This window comes from Streptomyces sp. NBC_01197 (assembly GCF_036010505.1).
Lineage (GTDB): Bacteria > Actinomycetota > Actinomycetes > Streptomycetales > Streptomycetaceae > Streptomyces.
In genome coordinates, this window is sequence record NZ_CP108569.1 from 1,947,364 (window position 1) to 1,965,904 (window position 18,541).

Annotated in this window: 14 protein-coding genes; 8 read left to right on the forward strand and 6 right to left on the reverse strand. The window is 69.7% G+C overall.

All coding sequences use genetic code 11. The annotated features are described in order from the left end of the window. Positions 1-4: 4 nt before the first annotated feature. From gltX to OG452_RS08695, 3 genes are all read right to left on the reverse strand, one after another. Positions 5-1,528, reverse strand: a complete 1,524-nt coding sequence (gene gltX, locus OG452_RS08685; protein WP_405563340.1) for a glutamate--tRNA ligase — start codon at positions 1,526-1,528, stop codon at positions 5-7. Further along, entirely contained in the window at positions 1,521-2,306 is a 786-nt protein-coding gene (locus OG452_RS08690) for a fumarylacetoacetate hydrolase family protein (RefSeq protein ID WP_327295034.1), read from the reverse strand. Before OG452_RS08690 ends, gltX begins: the two co-directional genes overlap by 8 nt. Before the next feature lie 92 nt (positions 2,307-2,398). Continuing rightward, positions 2,399-2,593: a hypothetical protein gene (locus OG452_RS08695; protein WP_327299559.1), complete on the reverse strand. Its 195-nt coding sequence runs from the start codon at positions 2,591-2,593 to the stop codon at positions 2,399-2,401. A 590-nt stretch (positions 2,594-3,183) separates the two neighbouring features. On the opposite strand from OG452_RS08695, the gene OG452_RS08700 reads away from it, so the two are divergent. The 8 genes from OG452_RS08700 (at position 3,184) to OG452_RS08735 (ending at position 13,848) form a co-directional block, all read left to right on the forward strand. Continuing rightward, positions 3,184-7,095, forward strand: coding sequence for a sensor histidine kinase (locus tag OG452_RS08700; protein ID WP_327295035.1), 3,912 nt, complete (start codon positions 3,184-3,186; stop codon positions 7,093-7,095). Positions 7,096-7,104: 9 nt separating this feature from the next. Beyond that, positions 7,105-7,518, forward strand: coding sequence for a roadblock/LC7 domain-containing protein (locus OG452_RS08705; RefSeq protein WP_164260060.1), 414 nt, complete (start codon positions 7,105-7,107; stop codon positions 7,516-7,518). A gap of 118 nt (positions 7,519-7,636) precedes the next feature. Next, positions 7,637-8,044, forward strand: coding sequence for a DUF742 domain-containing protein (locus tag OG452_RS08710; RefSeq protein WP_164259976.1), 408 nt, complete (start codon positions 7,637-7,639; stop codon positions 8,042-8,044). Beyond that, positions 8,025-8,606, forward strand: a complete 582-nt coding sequence (locus OG452_RS08715; protein ID WP_164259978.1) for a GTP-binding protein — start codon at positions 8,025-8,027, stop codon at positions 8,604-8,606. Before OG452_RS08710 ends, OG452_RS08715 begins: the two co-directional genes overlap by 20 nt. 363 nt (positions 8,607-8,969) lie before the next feature. Next, entirely contained in the window at positions 8,970-12,212 is a 3,243-nt protein-coding gene (locus OG452_RS08720; protein WP_327295036.1) for a sensor histidine kinase, read from the forward strand. 10 nt (positions 12,213-12,222) lie between these two features. Continuing rightward, entirely contained in the window at positions 12,223-12,636 is a 414-nt protein-coding gene (locus tag OG452_RS08725) for a roadblock/LC7 domain-containing protein (RefSeq protein WP_164260062.1), read from the forward strand. An 89-nt stretch (positions 12,637-12,725) separates the two neighbouring features. Then, positions 12,726-13,286, forward strand: coding sequence for a DUF742 domain-containing protein (locus tag OG452_RS08730; RefSeq protein WP_327295037.1), 561 nt, complete (start codon positions 12,726-12,728; stop codon positions 13,284-13,286). Then, a complete protein-coding gene (locus OG452_RS08735) occupies positions 13,267-13,848 on the forward strand; it encodes a GTP-binding protein (protein ID WP_014048542.1) in 582 nt (193 codons plus the stop codon). Before OG452_RS08730 ends, OG452_RS08735 begins: the two co-directional genes overlap by 20 nt. 98 nt (positions 13,849-13,946) lie before the next feature. Here the strand turns inward: OG452_RS08735 and OG452_RS08740 are convergent, their stop codons facing one another. The 3 genes from OG452_RS08740 to OG452_RS08750 all read right to left on the reverse strand — a co-directional run bounded on the left by OG452_RS08740 (position 13,947) and on the right by OG452_RS08750 (position 18,388). After that, positions 13,947-14,153: an acyl-CoA carboxylase subunit epsilon gene (locus OG452_RS08740; RefSeq protein ID WP_327295038.1), complete on the reverse strand. Its 207-nt coding sequence runs from the start codon at positions 14,151-14,153 to the stop codon at positions 13,947-13,949. A 48-nt stretch (positions 14,154-14,201) separates the two neighbouring features. After that, on the reverse strand, positions 14,202-15,785 hold the full coding sequence (locus OG452_RS08745) for an acyl-CoA carboxylase subunit beta (protein ID WP_327295039.1): 1,584 nt from the start codon (positions 15,783-15,785) through the stop codon (positions 14,202-14,204). 209 nt (positions 15,786-15,994) lie between these two features. Beyond that, the gene (locus OG452_RS08750) at positions 15,995-18,388 is read right to left on the reverse strand and encodes a polysaccharide lyase 8 family protein (protein WP_442809981.1); all 2,394 of its coding nucleotides are present in this window, start codon (positions 18,386-18,388) and stop codon (positions 15,995-15,997) included. Between the last annotated feature and the right edge of the window lie 153 nt (positions 18,389-18,541).

Here is an 18,541-nt window from a genome sequence, read left to right on the forward strand (position 1 = left end):
CAGCTTAGGCGGCCAGCTTCGCCAGTGCCGCGTCGATGCGCTGGAGTGAGCGCTCCTTGCCCAGGATCTGCAGGGACTCGAAGAGCGGCAGGCCGACCGTGCGGCCGGTGACCGCGACACGGACCGGGGCCTGGGCCTTGCCGAGCTTCAGGCCGTGCTCCTCGCCGGCCGCCAGGACGGCCGCCTTGAGCGCATCGGGGCTGGTCCAGTCGGCGTCGGCGAGCCTGGCGCGGGCCGTCGTGAGCAGGGCCACCGGGTCGCCCTTCATCGCCTTCACCCACGACGCCTCGTCCTCGACCGGCTGGTCCAGGAAGAGGAAGTCGACGTTGGCGGTGATGTCCGAGAGGACCGTGAGGCGGGTCTGCGCGTACGGGGCGATCGCCTCCCAGGCGGCCTGGTCGAAGTTCTCCTCCGGCCAGTTGGCGTGCGGGGCGCGCAGCCACGGGGTGCAGGCCTCGGTGAAGTCCCGTACGTCCAGCAGCCGGATGTGGTCGGCGTTGACCGCCTCGGCCTTCTTCAGGTCGAAGCGGGCCGGGTTGCTGTTCACGTCCGCGATGTCGAACTTCTCGACCAGGTCGGCGACCGAGAAGATGTCCTGGTCCGCCGAGAACGACCAGCCCAGCAGGGACAGGTAGTTGAGCAGCCCCTCGGGGAGGAAGCCCCGCTCGCGGTAGAGGTTGAGGGACGCCTCCGGGTCGCGCTTGGAGAGCTTCTTGTTGCCCTCCCCCATCACGTAGGGAAGGTGTCCGAAGAGCGGGATCTCCTTGGCGGCGCCGATGTCGATCAGCGCCTTGTACAGCGCGATCTGGCGCGGGGTCGAGGAGAGCAGGTCCTCGCCGCGCAGTACGTGCGTGATCTCCATCAGCGCGTCGTCGACCGGGTTGACGAGCGTGTACAGCGGCGCGCCGTTGGCCCGGACGATGCCGTAGTCCGGGACGTTCTCCGGGGAGAAGGTGAGCTCGCCGCGTACCAGGTCGTTGAAGGTGATCGTCTCGTCGGGCATCCGGAAGCGGACGATGGAGGTGCGGCCCTCCGCCCGGTACTCCTCGATCTGCTCCGCGCTGAGGTCACGGCAGTGGCCGTCGTACCCCGAGGGACGGCCGGCCTTGCGGGCGGCGTCGCGGCGCTCGTCGAGCTCGGCGGTGGTGCAGTAGCAGTTGTACGCGTGACCCGCGTCCTGGAGCCTCTTCGCGATGTCCGCGTAGATGTCCATCCGCTGCGACTGGCGGTACGGCGCGTGCGGGCCGCCCTTCTCGTCGGGCCCTTCGTCCCAGTCCAGGCCGAGCCAGCGCAGCGAGTCGAGCAGCTGGTTGTACGACTCCTCGGAGTCGCGGGCCGCGTCGGTGTCCTCGATGCGGAAGACGATGGAACCGCCGGTGTGCCGGGCGAAGGCCCAGTTGAACAGGGCGGTGCGGACCAGTCCCACGTGCGGGTTGCCGGTCGGGGAGGGACAGAAACGTACGCGGGGGGGCACCCCCTGCCCGTCGAGCGAAGCCGAGAGCCTGAGGGGGTGTGTCGCGTTAGCCACGCTTGATCACCTTGTTGGTGAGAGTGCCGATGCCTTCAATGGAGACGGCGACCTCGTCGCCGACGTTGAGCGGTCCGACGCCGGCCGGGGTGCCGGTCAGGATGACGTCTCCGGGGAGCAGCGTCATGGCGTCGGAGATGTTCACGATCAGATCCGCGATGGAGTGGATCATCTCGCTGGTGCGGCCGAGCTGTCGCTGGTCGCCGTTGACCGTGGCCTGGATGGTCAGGTCGGACGGGTCGAGGTCGGTCTCCACCCACGGGCCGAGCGGGCAGGAGGTGTCGAAGCCCTTGGCCCTGGCCCACTGCTTCTCGCGCTTCTGGACGTCACGGGCGGTGACGTCGTTGGCGCAGGTGTAGCCGAAGACGACGTCCTTGACGCGGTCGTGCGGGACCTCGCGGCACATCCGGCCGATCACGACGGCCAGTTCGGCCTCGTGGTGCAGTTCGCTGGAGAAGGAGGGGTACTCGATGGCGTCGCCCGAGCCGATCACCGATGTGGTGGGCTTGAAGAAGGCGAACGGCGCGTCCGGGACCGCGTTGCCGAGCTCTGCCGCGTGTTCCGCGTAGTTGCGGCCGAAGGCCACGACCTTGTTGGGGAGCACGGGGGGCAGCAGCCGGACCTTGCTCAGCGGGACCTTGACACCGGAGAGCTCGAAGTCGGAGTACGGGATGCCCTTGATGATGTCGAGGACGAGGTCGCCCGAGGGATGGGAGCCCTCGCCCTCGACCACGCCGAAGGCGACATTGCCGTCGATGGAGAATCTGGCGATGCGCACGAGTGCTGGCGCCCCTCACTTACTGGCTGGCTGGAGTTCTGACGCTTCAGGCTAACGCGGGTGGCGAGGGGCTGCCGTGCGATTACCGCGCGTTACTCGGCGGGGGTGACCTGCGTCTGGGCGGGTGCTTCCATCAGGATCGTGCGGCGCGGGTTGGCCGTCGCGGCCGGCAGGGTGGTGGCGTGCTCCGGCTGCTCGGGGCGCTGCAGCTGCTCGGCGTCCGTGAGGTGGGCGAGCGTCGTGCGGCGGGGGTTGGCAGTGTTGCGGAACAACGTCGTCGTCTTCATCTGCTTGTGAGGCCCTGTCGGTTCGGGCGGCGCCGGGGCGCCGGTTGTCGGATTCGCCATCCCTGTAAAGCGTCAGGCTAAACATCTGATTCCCCGCGGAAGCGTGGACAGGACAACGATCTAGGTGTGAGTTTGCTCACGAGTTGAGGGATATTTAGGGCATTGCGGGCAGTCAACTACCCCTCAACAAGCGGACATTACCTACGTGAACCGTTCATTCCGCCCCTGATCATCGCGACTGGGACACCCCTGCCCCGTAAGCAGTACGTAAACAAAAGTCCGATTCATCCGGGATGAATTTCTACCCCTGGTGATGCACCGCTCACACCGTGTCAATAAGCTCACAACGCGGCACACGGGCCTTGTTGGAGATCCGTCGCTGTGCTGGAATTCCACGCACTGCCGCGCAGTCTTTGTGAAAACACAGGCAGGCCGGCGCACGAAGGGCGCGACGCAGCGCCGAGTGGCGGCGGTGAAGGGGGAGAACACGCCGGTCACTGACGACCACCATGGGGCGCGCCGCGCCCCACGACTCGACACCGTTCCGCCGCCTGTGCGGGGGAACGCCTGGTCCAGAGGTTGCGACGCTAGTGCAGGGACGTTTCAAGAGGGATGGCACGGGCTCTCCCCAGGCCCGCCAGGGTCAAGGGGAAGCCGAGGCTGAACAGGAGCCTCGCGGCGGATCCGACCGCGGCTCCTCGGCCCAGCACGCCCAGGCCCCCCGTGGACACAGCCAGACCCCGGCAAGCGGCGGTGAGTCCAGTACGTCGGCCCGGCCGTCGGCTCCGGCCGCGCCGAAGACCAAGGGCCAGACCGGCGCGGGCTCGCGAATAGCTCTGCGCAACTGGCGCATCAGCACCAGACTCGTCTCCCTGCTCGCGCTGCCCGTGGTCGCCGCGACCACCCTGGGCGGACTGCGCATCAACGACTCGCTCGACAACATGCAGCAGCTGGACCACATGCAGCTGCTCACCCAGATGACCAAGCAGGCGACCGAACTGGCCGCCGCGCTCCAGGAGGAGCGCGACAGGTCCGCGGGTCCGCTGTCGCACGGCGCGAAGGCCGACGACTTCAACGTCGAAGAGCCCCGCAAGCGCACCGACCTCGCCGACCAGGCCTTCCTCAAGGGCACCGCGGACTTCGACAAGGCGAACCGCGACAGTTCGATCGAGTCGATCCGCGGCAGCCTCCGGGGTATCGCCACCAAGCTGACCCGGCTCAAGGCCATCCGCGCCGACGCGTACCAGGGCAGCGCCACCACGTCGCAGACGGTCAACGAGTACAGCGAGCTGATCGACTCGCTGCTCGGCCTCTCCCAGGACATGGCCCAGGCGACCGCCAACCCGGAGATGATCAAGCGGACCCGCGCCCTGGCGGCCTTCTCGTCCGCCAAGGAGTACGCGTCGATCCAGCGAGCGGTCATCGCCGCCGCACTGCCGACGAGCAACAAGGGCCACGGCCAGCTGGAGGAGAGCGACCGGCTCTTCGCCAAGTCCGCCATGCAGAGCGAGGAGGACGAGCTCAAGTCCTTCAAGCTGGTCTACGCGGGCAACGCGGCGGCTCTGACCGCCCCGCTGGACACCGGTAACCCGGAGATCACCGCCGCCAGCCTGTACGCGAAGCACGTGCTGGAGAACAAGGGCGGTCTGGAGAGCCAGACCCCGCGTTCGTACAAGGACTGGTACGACGCGGACAGCAACCGCATCACGGCGATGAAGACCATCGAGGCCACGCTGCTCGGCGAGATGGAGCAGAAGGCCCGCGAGCTGCGCAACGACGCCGAGCGCGAGGCGATCATCAATGCCGCGCTCATCGTGCTCGTGCTGGGTGTCTCGCTGGTCGGCGCCTTCGTCGTGGCCCGGTCCATGATCCGCTCGCTGCGGCGGCTCCAGGACACCGCGACCAAGGTCGCGAGTGAGCGCCTCCCCGAGCTGGTCAAGCAGCTCTCCGAGACCGACCCGCAGGACGTCGACACCTCCGTGGAGTCCGTCGGCGTGCACAGCCGGGACGAGATCGGAAAGGTCGCGACGGCCTTCGACGACGTGCACCGCGAGGCCGTCCGGCTCGCCTCCGAGCAGGCCATGCTGCGGGGCAACGTCAACGCGATGTTCACCAACCTCTCGCGCCGCAGCCAGGGCCTCATCCAGCGCCAGCTCTCGCTCATCTCCGAACTGGAGTCCCGCGAGGCCGACCCGGACCAGCTGTCCTCGCTCTTCAAGCTCGACCACCTCGCGACCCGTATGCGCCGGAACGGTGAGAACCTCCTGGTCCTCGCGGGCGAGGAGCCCGGCCGCCGGTGGACCCGCCCCGTGCCGCTGGTCGACGTGCTCCGCGCCGCCGCGTCCGAGGTGGAGCAGTACGAACGCATCGAGCTGGCGGCGGTCCCTGCGACCGAGGTCGCGGGACGCGTCGTCAACGACCTCGTCCACCTGCTCGCCGAGCTGCTGGAGAACGCCACATCGTTCTCCTCGCCGCAGACGAAGGTCCGCGTGACCGGTCACGCGCTGCCCGACGGACGGGTGCTCGTCGAGATCCACGACACCGGTATCGGCCTCTCCCCCGAGGACCTCGCCGCGATCAACGAGCGGCTCGCGTCGCCGCCCACCGTGGATGTCTCGGTCTCCCGCCGCATGGGTCTGTTCGTGGTCGGCCGCCTTTCGCTGCGCCACGGCATCCGCATCCAGCTCCGCCCCTCCGACTCCGGCGGTACGACCGCACTGGTCATGCTGCCCGTCGATGTCGCGCAGGGTGGCAAGAAGGCTCCGGCCAAGCCGGGTGTGCCCGGTGGCCAGCAGCCGCCGCAGCAGCAGCTGGGGCAGTCGCAGCAGGGCGCGGGCGCCCCGGGCCGCGCAGGTGCCGGCGCTGGTGCCCCCGCTGGTGCCGGTATCGGTGCCGGTGCCCCGCGCGGTCAGGTCTCGGGTACGGGTCCGCGCGCAGCGCTGCCCGCCCGCGACGGTGACCGTTCCATCCAGCCCGGCGGCCCGCAGCAGCAGGGGCAGCCGCAGGGCGGCTCCGCACCCGCTCCGGCGGTCAACGCCTTCGGCGCCGGGGCGCCCATGCCGCGCAGGGCCGCCCAGGGCGGTCGCGGCGGCCAGGGTGGTCAGGGCGACGCCCCGGGACGCGGCGGCAACGGACCGCAGCGCCCGCAGCAGCCCGGGGACAGCATGTTCCAGCCCCCGGCCGACCGTCAGCAGCAGCCCGGGGACAGCATGTTCCAGCCCCCGGCCGACCGTCAGCAGCAGCTGCCGCCGACCGGTGGCCCGCGCGCGGAGCTGCCCGGCGGCAACCCCGGCGGTCCGCAGACCCGCGGCCCGCAGTCGCAGCAGCCGCAGGGCCCGCAGCCGCCGCAGCGTCCGCAGACCACCAGCTGGGGCAATGAACTGCCGCAGCGGGCGGCCCAGGACATGCCGCGCGGCCACGAGGAGCCGGACACCGGCGCGTTCCCCGACGCGTTCGGTCCGGGTACGAGCGACTCCGGCGCGGCCGGCACCGGCAACTCCGGCGCCCAGTACCGCCAGCCGCTGCGTCCGCGGCGCCAGTCCGGCGAGCGCGCCCCGGCGGACGACCTGTTCGGCAGCGACCGGCTCTCCGCCGATCGCCAGGGCCCCGGCTCCACCGCCGAGTTCCAGCGCCCGGACTTCGACGGCCCGCCCCCGGGGAGCACCGGCCGGTTCGAGCGTGCCGACGTCTTCGAGCGCCCGGACGTGCGCGGCCCGCAGCGGCGCCCGCAGATACCCCAGGTGCCGCAGATACCGCAGGCCCAGCAGCAGGATGGCCGGTTCCAGCAGGGCCGGCCCCAGGACGAGCTGTTCCAGCAGGACCTCCCGTACCAGGACCCGCAGCAGTCGCAGGACCCCGCGTCCACGGCGCAGTTCCCGCGAGCCGGGCTGTCGGACTTCGGCGGTTTCGACTCCCCGCGCCCGCCCGCCCCTTCGCAGGGTCCCGGCGGCGCCCCGCAGCAGCGTGACCGCACCGAGGCCGACTTCGGTGCGCCGCGACCGCCTGCGCCGCAGAGCCTGCCCGCGCAGCCGCAGTACGACGCACTGCCGCCGGCCGCCGGCCCCGGGGACGGACGTACCCCGCTCTACGACACCCTGGAGACCAACTGGTTCCACGGCGCGCAGTCCGCGAGGACCGCACAGCCGCAGGGACCGGCCGCTCCCCAGCAGCCCGAGCAGGCCGCTCCCGCGGCGCCGCCCCGCGACCCCATGGCCCAGACTGCCCCAGGCAGCAACTGGCGGGCATCGCCCAACGATGAACTCGTACGGCAGGCCGAGCGGGCGAAGAAGCCCGCTGCCGGTGGTGTCACCACATCCGGTCTGCCCCGACGCGTACCGCGTGCCAATCTGGTGCCCGGCACCGCACAGCAGCAGGCCCACCAGGCCGGTCCGCAGGTTTCGCGTGCGCCCGACGACGTACGCGGCCGGCTGACCAATCTCCGGCGCGGAATCCAACAGGGTCGCCAGGCCGGAACCGGCCCCTCTCACCAGCAGGAGCACTAGTTGAGTCCGATGAGCCAGGCGGCGCAGAATCTGAACTGGTTGATCACGAACTTCGTGGACAACACCCCCGGGGTGTCCCACACAGTGGTGGTCTCCGCCGACGGACTTCTGCTGGCCATGTCCGAAGGCTTTCCGCGTGACCGTGCCGACCAGCTGGCGGCCGTGGCGTCCGGGCTGACCTCGCTCACGGCGGGCGCCTCCCGGATCTTCGAAGGCGGCGAAGTCGCCCAGACCGTGGTGGAGATGGAGCGCGGCTTCCTCTTCCTCATGTCGGTCTCGGACGGCTCATCGCTCGCCGTGCTCTCCCACCCGGACTGCGACATCGGCCTGGTCGGGTACGAGATGGCCCTGCTCGTCGACCGTGCGGGCAGCGTCCTCACCCCGGACCTGCGCGCCGAACTCCAGGGGAGCCTGCTCCACTAGAGACGCCTCCCCACAGGTTCTGCCCGTACGTTCATCACCTACCGTCCGGCCGCATCCCGCCCCCCACCGGCCCAGTCAGACGGCATTCCGTCTCTTCGCTGTCACGCCCGGAGGATCCATGACCCCGCCCCCCGCCTCTCACGATCCGTACGGCGTGCTGCACGACGCGTCGTACGACAGTGAGGGCGACCAGCCACTGGTACGTCCGTACGCCATGACCGGCGGCCGGACCCGGCCCCGCTACCAGCTCGCCATCGAGGCGCTGGTCAGCACCACGGCCGACCCGGTGCACCTCGCGGGCCTGCTCCCCGAACACCAGCGGATCTGCCATCTGTGCCGTGAGGTCAAGTCGGTGGCCGAGGTGTCGGCACTGCTCTCGATGCCCCTGGGTGTGGCGCGGATCCTCGTGGCCGACCTGGCGGAGGCCGGCATGGTGGCCATCCACCAGCCGGGCAACGGAGAGGCCGGCGGCACGCCGGACGTGACACTGCTCGAAAGGGTGCTCAGTGGACTTCGCAAGCTCTAGCGGCGGGGCGGCCAGATCGACCACCTCGGCGAAGATCGTGGTGGCGGGGGGCTTCGGCGTGGGCAAGACCACGTTCGTCGGCGCCGTCTCGGAGATCAACCCGCTGCGTACCGAGGCAGTCATGACGTCCGCGTCCGCGGGCATCGACGACCTCACACACACCGGGGACAAGACCACCACCACGGTGGCCATGGACTTCGGACGCATCACCCTCGACCAGGACCTGATCCTCTACCTGTTCGGCACCCCAGGACAGGACCGCTTCTGGTTCATGTGGGACGACCTCGTACGCGGCGCCATCGGCGCCGTCGTACTCGTCGACACCCGCCGCCTTTCGGACTGCTTCCCCGCGGTCGACTACTTCGAGAACTCGGGCCTCCCCTTCGTCATCGCCCTCAACGGCTTCGACGGACACCAGCCCTACACCCCCGACGAAGTACGCGAAGCCCTCCAGATCGGCCCCGACACCCCCATCCTCACCACCGACGCACGACACCGCGCAGACGCAAAGAGCGGACTCATCACACTCGTCGAGCACGCACTGATGGCACGTCTCAAGTAGTCGTCCTTCTACGGCAGTTGTCGTAGCCGACCTGGGGCGGACTGTGGTCTTTGACACGATCCGCCCCCATGTTCATAACGTTTCGACAGAGAATTCATCGACCGCGGACACCCGTTGCATCCAGATGGTGCCGCTCCGCTCACGCCCGCCTCTGCTTTTGGCGCCGCTCGCTCTTTTTGACCGTTTTATCTGAGGCATACGCCACTCGGTGCGGCGGGTTCCAGCTGTTTGGAGCCACGCCGCCCGACGTGCTGGAATTCGGCGAACTCCTGAGTAGGACCACCGTCCGACGGCCGGTCCGAGTACGGCTCTGAATGATGGACGGCACAGCGTTGGTGCCGGCGCCGAGAGGTTGTTGGTCGAGTGAGGCGAAGCACGAAGAGCTCCGCGGCGGAGCAGGCGCGGGGGAACTTCACGCCGCCGCCGCAGTCGGCGACGTCTCCTGGCGCCCGGTCCGGCTCCGCCGCCGGGGGCAGTGACACCGGCGCGAGCGGCAGCCGGCTGGCGCCGCGCAACTGGCGTGTGCCCACCAAGCTCAACGCGATTCTGCTGATCCCGGTGATCGTCGGCCTCGTCATGGGCGGGTTCCAGGTCAAGAGCTCGATCACCACCTGGAACAGCGCGCGGGACGCCGAGCAGGTCGCTCTCGTCGTACGGGCCGCTTCGGCGTACGGCGAGGCGCTGCTGGAAGAGCGTGACAACAGCGCTGAGCCGTTGCTCTCCAACCACCGTATTGACTTCAACGTCAAGCGCGCCTACAGCCGCACCGACGCGGCCGCCAAGTCCTTCGACGCCGCGGTGAAGAACCTGCCGAAGACCAAGGACCTCCAGCGCCGCCTCAAGCTCTTCCGCGACGAGGAGCCCACCCTCGCCACGCTGCGCAAGACCGCGTACACCGCGGCGATGGACCCGGTGAAGACCGAAGAGGGCTACGTCAAGGTCCAGCACTCGCTGATGGAGTTCTCCAATGAACTCGGCCTCGGCACCAGCAACATCAACAGCTACGGCCGCACGGTCTACGCGCTCCAGCTGGCCCAGGCTGCAGAATCGCTTCAGCGCTCCATCGGTACGCATCTGCTGGTGCGCCCGAGCCAGGACCCCGCGACCTTCCAGGCGCAGGTCGTCGCCTTCAACTCGTACAACTACCTGGAGCAGATCGCGCTCCAGGAGTACGTGTCCGGCGGCACCGAGGCGGACGCCGCCGCGCTGAAGACGGAGATGGCCGCTCAGGCCGCCAGTGCCAAGAACTATGTCTCCCGCGACAAGGAGGCGGCCAAGGGTGCCGGGAAGCACTATGTGAACCCGCCGTCCAAGGGCGGGTCGATGTTCGACGGCATCGCGTCCGAGATCGGCAGGGGCCAGACACCCGCGGCGCTGAAGGCCAAGGGCATCGACCCCGAGTCCTGGTCCATCGTGGCCGGCACCAGGTTCAACGGCTACAGCACGGTCGAGAAGAACCTGGTCGACAACGCGGTCGGCGACGCGGCGACGATCTCGCACAACGCGAAGAACGACGCCATCACCAACGGCGCGGTCGTCCTCGTCGCCCTCCTGGTCGCCTTCATCCTGGCCGGGATGATGGCCCGCCAGATGAGCCGGGCGATGCGGCGCCTGCGCACCGCCGCCTTCGGGGTCGCCGAGCAGCGGCTGCCGATGCTCGTCGACCAGCTCTCGCGCACGGAGCCGGGCCGGGTGGACACCCGGGTCGAGCCCATTCCGATCCACACCCAGGACGAGATCGGCGAGGTGGCGCGCGCCTTCGACCAGGTGCACCGCGAGGCGGTCAGGCTCGCGTCGGAGCAGGCCATGCTCCGGGGCAACGTCAACGCGATCTTCACCAACCTCTCGCGCCGCAACCAGTCGCTCATCGAGGGCCAGCTGACGCTGATCACCGACCTGGAGAACAACGAGGCCGAGCCTGAGCAGCTGGAGAGCCTCTTCAAGCTCGACCACCTCGCGACCCGGATGCGCCGCAACGGCGAGAACCTGCTCGTGCTGGCGGGCGAGGAGCCGGGGCGGCGCTGGAACCAGCCGGTCCCGCTGGTCGATGTGCTCAGGGCGGCCTCGTCCGAGGTGGAGTCGTACGAGCGCATCGAGCTGACCGGGGTCCCCGAGACCGAGATCCACGGGCAGTCCGTCACCGACCTGGTGCATCTGCTCGCCGAGCTGCTGGAGAACGCCACCACGTTCTCCTCGCCGCAGACCAAGGTGCGCGTCACGGCGACCCGGCTGCCTGACGGCCGGGTGATGATCGAGATCCACGACAAGGGCATCGGCCTCACCGCCGAGGACTTCGCGGACATCAACCACAAGCTGGCCAATCCGCCGACCGTGGACGCGGCGATCTCGCAGCGCATGGGCCTGTTCGTGGTCGGTCGCCTCGCCGACCGGCACGGCGTACGCGTGCAGCTGCGCCCCTCGGGTGAGCAGGCGGGCACCACGTCGCTCGTCATGCTCCCGGACGCCATCACGCACGGCGGTGGCGGCGAGCAGCTGCCCGCGGACGACTTCAGCGTCTCCTCGATCATCCCGGAGCAGCAGCCGCGCGAGCAGCAGTCGTTCCCGCAGGCTCCACAGCGCACGGCCGCCGAACTCGGCTTCGACGACACTCGTTACGGCGACAGCGAACCGCGCCGCCTTGACCCGGTCAACCGCTCGCTGATGCGTGAGGAACGCCGGGCGGCAGTGGAGGGTGGCCACGACGGAGGCGGCAGGCCGCTGTTCCGCGACGAGGCGGCGGAGCCTGAGCAGCCGTACGGGCAGGGGCAGCAGTACCCGCAGCCCGGCAATGGCTACACGCAGCCCGGGAACGGCTACGCGCAGTACGGCCAGGAGGCACAGCAGGCGCCGTACGACCCGAACGGTTACGCGGCCCACACGGCGCCGGACGGCTACCGGGACGGGGCATATCCGGAATCCGGCCACCCGGCGTCCGACGGCCGGCAGCCGCAGTACGACAGCGCGTTCGAGCCGCAGTCCCAGCAGGGCGACTGGGCTGGTCAGGCCACGTACCAGGACGGTTTTCGGTCGGCTTACCAGCCGGAGGCGGAATCTGCACAGGGCGCTCCCGCAGCCGCTTCCGAACGCGTAGGCTTCGACCGTCCGGGACCGTCTCCGAGCACCTCCCACGAACTGACCGACGCCGGCCTTCCCCGCCGTGGCGGTCAGCAGCAGGCCCCGAAGGCGGCCCCCGGAGCACACCGGCCCGGTCAGCAGAACTCCGGTCGCCCCCAGGCCGGACAGCGGAATCCTGAGGAGCAGAACGACGGGGAGGACAGCGGGGAGAGCAGCCGTCCCGACGGCTGGCGTTCGTCGAACGACGAGCGCTGGCAGCGGGCGGACAAGCTGCGCGAGCCGAAGGCGGGCGGGGTCACCCCCTCCGGTCTCCCCCGGCGGGTGCCCAAGGCCAACCTGGTCGAGGGCAAAGCCGAACAGACCCCGCAGGGCGGCCCCCAGGTCTCCCGCGCGCCCGAGGACGTCGGGGGCAGGTTGAGCAACCTGCGCCGCGGGGTCCTGCGGGGGCGCAACGCAGGTAGTGACACGAACAGTCAGGCCACCGGGGATCACCACGGCGGCCCTGACAGCACCTACAACCAGGAGCGTTAGTGTGAGCCCGATGAGCCAGGCGGCGCAGAACCTGAACTGGTTGATCACCAACTTCGTGGACAACACCCCCGGGGTGTCCCACACAGTGGTGGTCTCCGCCGACGGACTCCTTCTGGCGATGTCCGAGGGGTTCCCGCGTGACCGTGCCGACCAGCTGGCGGCCGTAGCTTCCGGGCTGACCTCGCTCACCGCGGGGGCGTCCCGGATCTTCGAGGGCGGTCATGTCAACCAGACCGTCGTGGAGATGGAGCGCGGCTTCCTCTTCATCATGTCCGTCTCGGACGGCTCCTCGCTGGCCGTCCTCGCTCACCCCGAGGCCGATATCGGTCTGGTGGGTTACGAGATGGCCCTTCTGGTGGACCGTGCGGGCAGTGTCCTGACCCCGGATCTCCGCGCCGAACTGCAGGGCAGTCTTCTCAACTAGCAAACAGACAGTGCGTTTCTCGCCACCGCGCCATAAGGTGCGGTGGCGCGCTCCACAGGAACAGGCGACGGGCAGTCGGAGGAGGAAACGTGGCAACACCCCCAGGCGGTCACCCTTACTACGGTGAACAGCGGGTTCCGGGCGGGTACGACCGGGACCGTTTCGACCTTCCCTCCGCGCCGGGCAGACACGGCAGGCAGCACCAGCAGCCGGAGCCCCCGTCGCCGTACGACCAGCCGCCGCGCATCCAGCCGGTACAGCCGCACTGGACGCCGCATCAGCAGCCCGATCCGGCTCCGGCTCAGGACCGCAATCCCCTGGTACGCCCGTACGCCATGACCGGCGGCCGGACCCGGCCGCGTTACCAGCTCGCCATCGAGGCGCTGGTCAGCACCACGGCAGAACCGTCGCAGCTGCAAGGGCAGTTGCCCGAGCATCAGCGGATCTGCCGGCTCTGTGTCGAGATCAAGTCTGTTGCCGAGGTCTCGGCACTCCTTACGATTCCTCTCGGCGTCGCCCGGATCCTCGTCGCCGATCTGGCGGAGGCCGGGCTTGTCGCCATCCATCAGCCCGGCGGCGACGATGCCGTCGGCGGCCAGCCAGACGTGACACTGCTCGAAAGGGTGCTCAGTGGACTTCGCAAGCTCTAGCGGCGGTGCAGCCCGCTCCACTACCTCCGCGAAGATCGTGGTGGCAGGGGGCTTCGGCGTGGGCAAGACCACGTTCGTCGGCGCCGTCTCGGAGATCAACCCGCTGCGTACCGAGGCAGTCATGACGTCCGCGTCCGCGGGCATCGACGACCTCACACACACCGGGGACAAGACCACCACCACGGTGGCCATGGACTTCGGACGCATCACCCTCGACCAGGACCTGATCCTCTACCTGTTCGGCACCCCAGGACAGGACCGCTTCTGGTTCATGTGGGACGACCTCGTACGCGGCGCCATCGGCGCCGTCGTACTCGTCGACACCCGCCGTCTCGCCGACTGCTTCCCCGCGGTCGACTACTTCGAGAACTCGGGCCTCCCCTTCGTCATCGCCCTCAACGGCTTCGACGGACACCAGCCCTACACCCCCGACGAAGTACGCGAAGCCCTCCAGATCGGCCCCGACACCCCCATCCTCACCACCGACGCACGACACCGCGCAGACGCAAAGAGCGCGCTGATCACGCTGGTGGAGCACGCACTGATGGCCCGCCTGCGTTAGCGGGGCCCAGGCCGTACAGCGAAAGGCGCCCGCACCCTCCGGAGAGGATGCGGGCGCCTTTCGCTGTGTCCGGTGCGGGCGGGCCGCTGTCGGCGGGCTCAGCCCTGCCAGGAGTGCGGGGCGCGGAAGCCCGGGGTGCGCTCCAGGCGGCGCCAGCCGGCCGTGGTGCGGGGCGTGTGCAGCGGGGCCTCGGGCTGGTTGCCGGCGCGGGCCAGCAGGATCGCGGTGATCGCGGCCAGCTCCTCCGGCTCCGCGTGGCCCTTCTCGACGCGCAGCAGCGATGCGGCGGCGGTGGGAGTACTCAAGGTCTTTCCCCTTACTGGGACATACGTGCTGTGGCTTGTGGCTGTGGATTACTGCGGCGGGTTGCCGTGCTTGCGCGAGGGCAGGTCGGCGTGCTTCGTACGCAGCATCGCGAGCGAGGCGATGAGCACCTCGCGGGTCTCGGCCGGGTCGATGACGTCGTCCACCAGACCGCGCTCGGCCGCGTAGTACGGGTGCATCAGCTCGGCCTTGTACTCCTTGACCATCCGGGCGCGCATGGCCTCGGGGTCCTCGGCTTCGGCGATCTGCTTGCGGAAGATCACGTTGGCGGCGCCCTCGGCACCCATCACCGCGATCTCGTTCGTCGGCCAGGCGTAGGTGAGGTCGGCGCCGATGGACTGGGAGTCCATGACGATGTACGCGCCGCCGTACGCCTTGCGCAGGATCAGCGAGATCCGCGGGACGGTGGCGTTGCAGTACGCGTACAGCAGCTTCGCGCCGTGGCGGATGATCCCGCCGTGCTCCTGGTCCACGCCGGGCAGGAACCCGGGCACGTCCAGGAGGGTGATGATCGGGATGTTGAACGCGTCGCACATCTGGACGAAGCGGGCCGCCTTCTCGGACGCCTCGATGTCCAGGACACCCGCCAGAGCCTGCGGCTGGTTCGCCACGATGCCCACGACCTGGCCGTCCATCCGGGCCAGCGCGCAGATGATGTTCCGCGCCCAGCGCTCGTGGATCTCCAGGAAGTCGCCGTCGTCGACGAGCTCCTCGATGACCTGGTGCATGTCGTAGGGGCGGTTGCCGTCCGCCGGTACGAGGTCCAGCAGCCGCTCCGAGCGGCGGTCCGCCGGGTCCTCGCTGGGGTGCGAGGGCGGGTTCTCCCGGTTGTTCGACGGCAGCATCGAGATGAGGTAGCGGACCTCCGCGATGCAGGTCTCCTCGTCGTCGTACGCGAAGTGCGCGACGCCCGAGGTCTCGGCGTGCACGTCGGCGCCGCCGAGGCCGTTCTGGGTGATCTCCTCACCCGTCACCGCGCGGACCACGTCCGGGCCCGTGATGAACATCTGCGACGTCTCACGCACCATGAACACGAAGTCCGTGAGCGCGGGGCTGTAGGCGGCGCCGCCCGCGCACGGGCCGAGCATCACACTGATCTGCGGGATCACACCCGAAGCACGCGTGTTGCGCTGGAAGATCCCGCCGTACCCGGCGAGAGCGCTGACACCCTCCTGGATACGGGCGCCCGCGCCGTCGTTCAGCGAGACCAGCGGGGCACCCGCCGAGATGGCCATGTCCATGATCTTGTGGATCTTCGTGGCGTGGGCCTCGCCCAGCGCGCCGCCGAAGATCCGGAAGTCGTGCGCGTAGACGAAGACCGTCCGGCCCTCGACCGTGCCCCACCCGGTGATCACACCGTCGGTGTACGGCTTCTTGGCCTCCAGGCCGAAGCCGGTCGCCCGGTGGCGGCGCAGCTGCTCGACCTCCTTGAACGAGCCCGGGTCCACCAGAAGCTCGATGCGCTCGCGCGCGGTCAGCTTGCCCTTCGCGTGCTGGGCCTCGGTCGCTCGCTCACTGGGCCCGCTCCTGGCCTGCTCGCGCAGGGCCAGCAGTTCCGCCACCCGTCCACGTGCGTCGGTGCTCCGGCCCGCGGTCTCGTCCAAAACGGTCATGTCCCGACCCTACGAACTGCGCCAAGAAAACGCGCAGTGCACTTCGCACAGTCTCCGGACCAGTTTCCTGGCCGCCCTGGACAGAAGAGCCCGGCGACGCAGCCGAAGTGCCAGTCCAGCACCACCCTGGATTGTGGAGTCCCCACAAGCGTCTCGGGAGGGGGCTGCCCTGGCGGGACGGGAGCGCGGCCGGGCCTTCCGGTGTCCGGTCAGCCGAGTACGACCTCGCAGGCGTGCATCGCGCCCGATGTGCCCGGGGCGATCCGCAGCCGCAGGGAGCCGCCGGTCGAGACCACCTGAACGGAGGAATCCGCGCTGGTCACCCTGCGTACCGGCTGCTTCCAGACGATCTCCACCGGCATTCCGGTCCGGGGCGGCTCACTGATGTGCAGGGTGGCGGTGCCCCGCTTGCGCCGCACCAGCACACTCGCCGGAGCGGAGGCGGTGAGCCGCTCCACCGTACCGGCCTGCCAGAAGTTCACCGCGGTCAGCCCGAGCGAGCGTACGGCGACCGCCTGCTGTGCCGCCGTATTGGTCAGTACCTCCAGCCAGCCGCGGTCGGCCGCGCGGGCCGCGAGCGTGCGGGGGGAGGCGCCGGGCATCAGCAGATACGCGTACGAGGCGTCCACCGGGTCCGTGCCGTGGTCGAGCCAGAGGGTCTGGAAGGTGCGGGTCTGCCGCTCGGTCGAGCTGGTGGTGTTGATGTCGTGCCAGGCCCCGGTGCGGGCCTCGCGCAGGGTGTGCAGCGCGTCGGTGCCGCCAGGGAAGACCCACCCGCCGTGGCCCGCGAGGTGGGCCCAGCGCGGCCGGCCGCCACCGTCCAGGGTGAACGCGCCCGTGCCGTCGGCTCCGAGGTTGCGGTTGTCGACCACCGTCTCGACCGGGACGCCGTCGGTGGCGGTGATCCCCGCGCCCAGGCAGATCACCGTGTCCCCGACGCAGAACCAGGACTTGCGGGCCTGGAGGGTGGAGAGCAGCCCCTTCACATGCTGGCCGACGGCCGCGAACTCGCCGTCGCTCGCCCCGCCCACCCACTGGACCGCCGGCTTGGCGGCGCCCCACTCACCGCCCGCCTTGTCAGCAAGTCGCTTCGTGGACACGGTGGTTCCCGGCATCCGGTACGGGTCGACGGTCGGCCAGAACCAGTCGGTGTACTGGTCGTTCGCCTGCTTGCCCGGCCACCAGTAGAGCATTCCGGCGCCGGTGTGCCAGCCGTGCAGGTTCTCGCCGTTGCCGCACTCGTAGTACGAGATCCGCTCGGAGGACATCGAGATGTTCGCCGCCCAGCCGGGGCGGCGGTGCACCGCCCGGTCCATGGAGGCGAAGAGGTTGTGGGCGACCGGTTCGGGGGCGGCCGCCACCGGGGCGGCGGCGACCGCGTGCAGCCGGGAGAGGTCGGCGACGCCGAACTGCGGCGAGGTGAGGATCGGGGCCGTGGTGTCCCGCTCGATCCAGCCCTTGACCATCCCCTGCCAGCGCAGCCGCTCGGCATCGGACGCACCGCCCGCTATGACCGCGATGGCGGCGATCAGCCCCTTCCCGTGGAAGTGGTCGCTGCGCATCACGTGCTGGTCGTCGTTGGCGAGGTAACCGCGGCTGACCGCACGCCCGTTGACGCTGTCCATGGCCAGGCCGTTGTAGATGATGGGCGCGTAGGCGTGCTCGACGCTGTCCAGGATGATCTGCCGGTTGGGGTCGGTGACATCCCAGGTGGAGCCCGCGAGCAGGGTGAAGAGCCGGCCGAGGCCGTCCAGCATGACCTGGCCGTAGGTGCCCGAGTAGGCGATCGACGTGTGCTGGAGGAACGAGCCGTCGGGGTAGAGCCCGTCGCTCCTGGTGACGTACGGGAAGACGGGCGAGAGAGCGTCGCGGGCCAGCGCGATCTTCTCCGGGGAGCGGCCGTTCACCCCGCGCATGGTGACCGAGCGGCAGAGGTCGACCCGGTTGGCGCCGGTCGACGTGCCGGAGTAGTCGGCGAGCACCGAGTCCGGGATGAAGTGGTCGACGGCCGCGCAGGCGGCCTGGATCTGGGTGTCGGTCAGGTGCTCGTAGAGGGCGGCGACCAGGTCCATCAGCAGCCGTGGGCTGCCGATCTGCCACTCCCACCAGTTGCCGTAGACCGTTGTCGCGGGGTTGTAGATCTTCGCGGAGAGGTGGTCGATGCCGGTGATCACATCGGCGAGCAGGCCGGCGTCTCCGGTGAGCCCGGTGCCGTCCTGGAGGTATCCCTGGGCCATCGTCCACAGCCGCGAGTAGCTCTGGGTGATACCGGCCGGCGGGTCGAAGGGGTAGTCCGCCCAGAGGGACTTGTCGGCCGGGGCCATCGATGCCCGGAACTTCGCGGCGAGTTGGCCGGTCGCTTTGAGCTGGGAGGCGTACGGCTCGGCGGTCGCGTCGTAGCCGGTGCCGAGCGCCAGCTCCAGCCAGCGGCCGCGCAGCGTCGCGAACTCGTCGTCGGAGCCGGTGCCCGCGGCCTCGGCCGTCCCGGCGGCGGACAGCGCGGACGGGGCCGCGTTCGCGAACGGCACAGACGTCAGCGTGAGCGCGCCGGCGCCCGCGGTGGCGAGGAAGGCACGACGGGACCAAGGGGGCAGCGAGGGCACAGGAGACTCCCGGAGACAGGGGCGTGGATCTGCGTGGATCTGCTAACCGCTGGTGTAGCAGGGCCTCAACGGCCTAGCAATGGTCTGGACAAGACGAATAGAAAGCGCTTGCTCCCGGATCACCGCGAACCGGGAGCAAGCGCTTTCCCGGCC

What these genes read in the sequence shown, in the direction of transcription:
- OG452_RS08695 (WP_327299559.1), bottom strand. Translation starts at nt 2,593, where the DNA reads ATGAAGACGACGACGTTGTTCCGCAACACTGCCAACCCCCGCCGCACG.
- OG452_RS08745 (WP_327295039.1), bottom strand. Translation starts at nt 15,785, where the DNA reads ATGACCGTTTTGGACGAGACCGCGGGCCGGAGCACCGACGCACGTGGA.
- OG452_RS08725 (WP_164260062.1), top strand. Translation starts at nt 12,223, where the DNA reads ATGAGCCAGGCGGCGCAGAACCTGAACTGGTTGATCACCAACTTCGTG.
- OG452_RS08710 (WP_164259976.1), top strand. Translation starts at nt 7,637, where the DNA reads ATGACCCCGCCCCCCGCCTCTCACGATCCGTACGGCGTGCTGCACGAC.
- OG452_RS08705 (WP_164260060.1), top strand. Translation starts at nt 7,105, where the DNA reads ATGAGCCAGGCGGCGCAGAATCTGAACTGGTTGATCACGAACTTCGTG.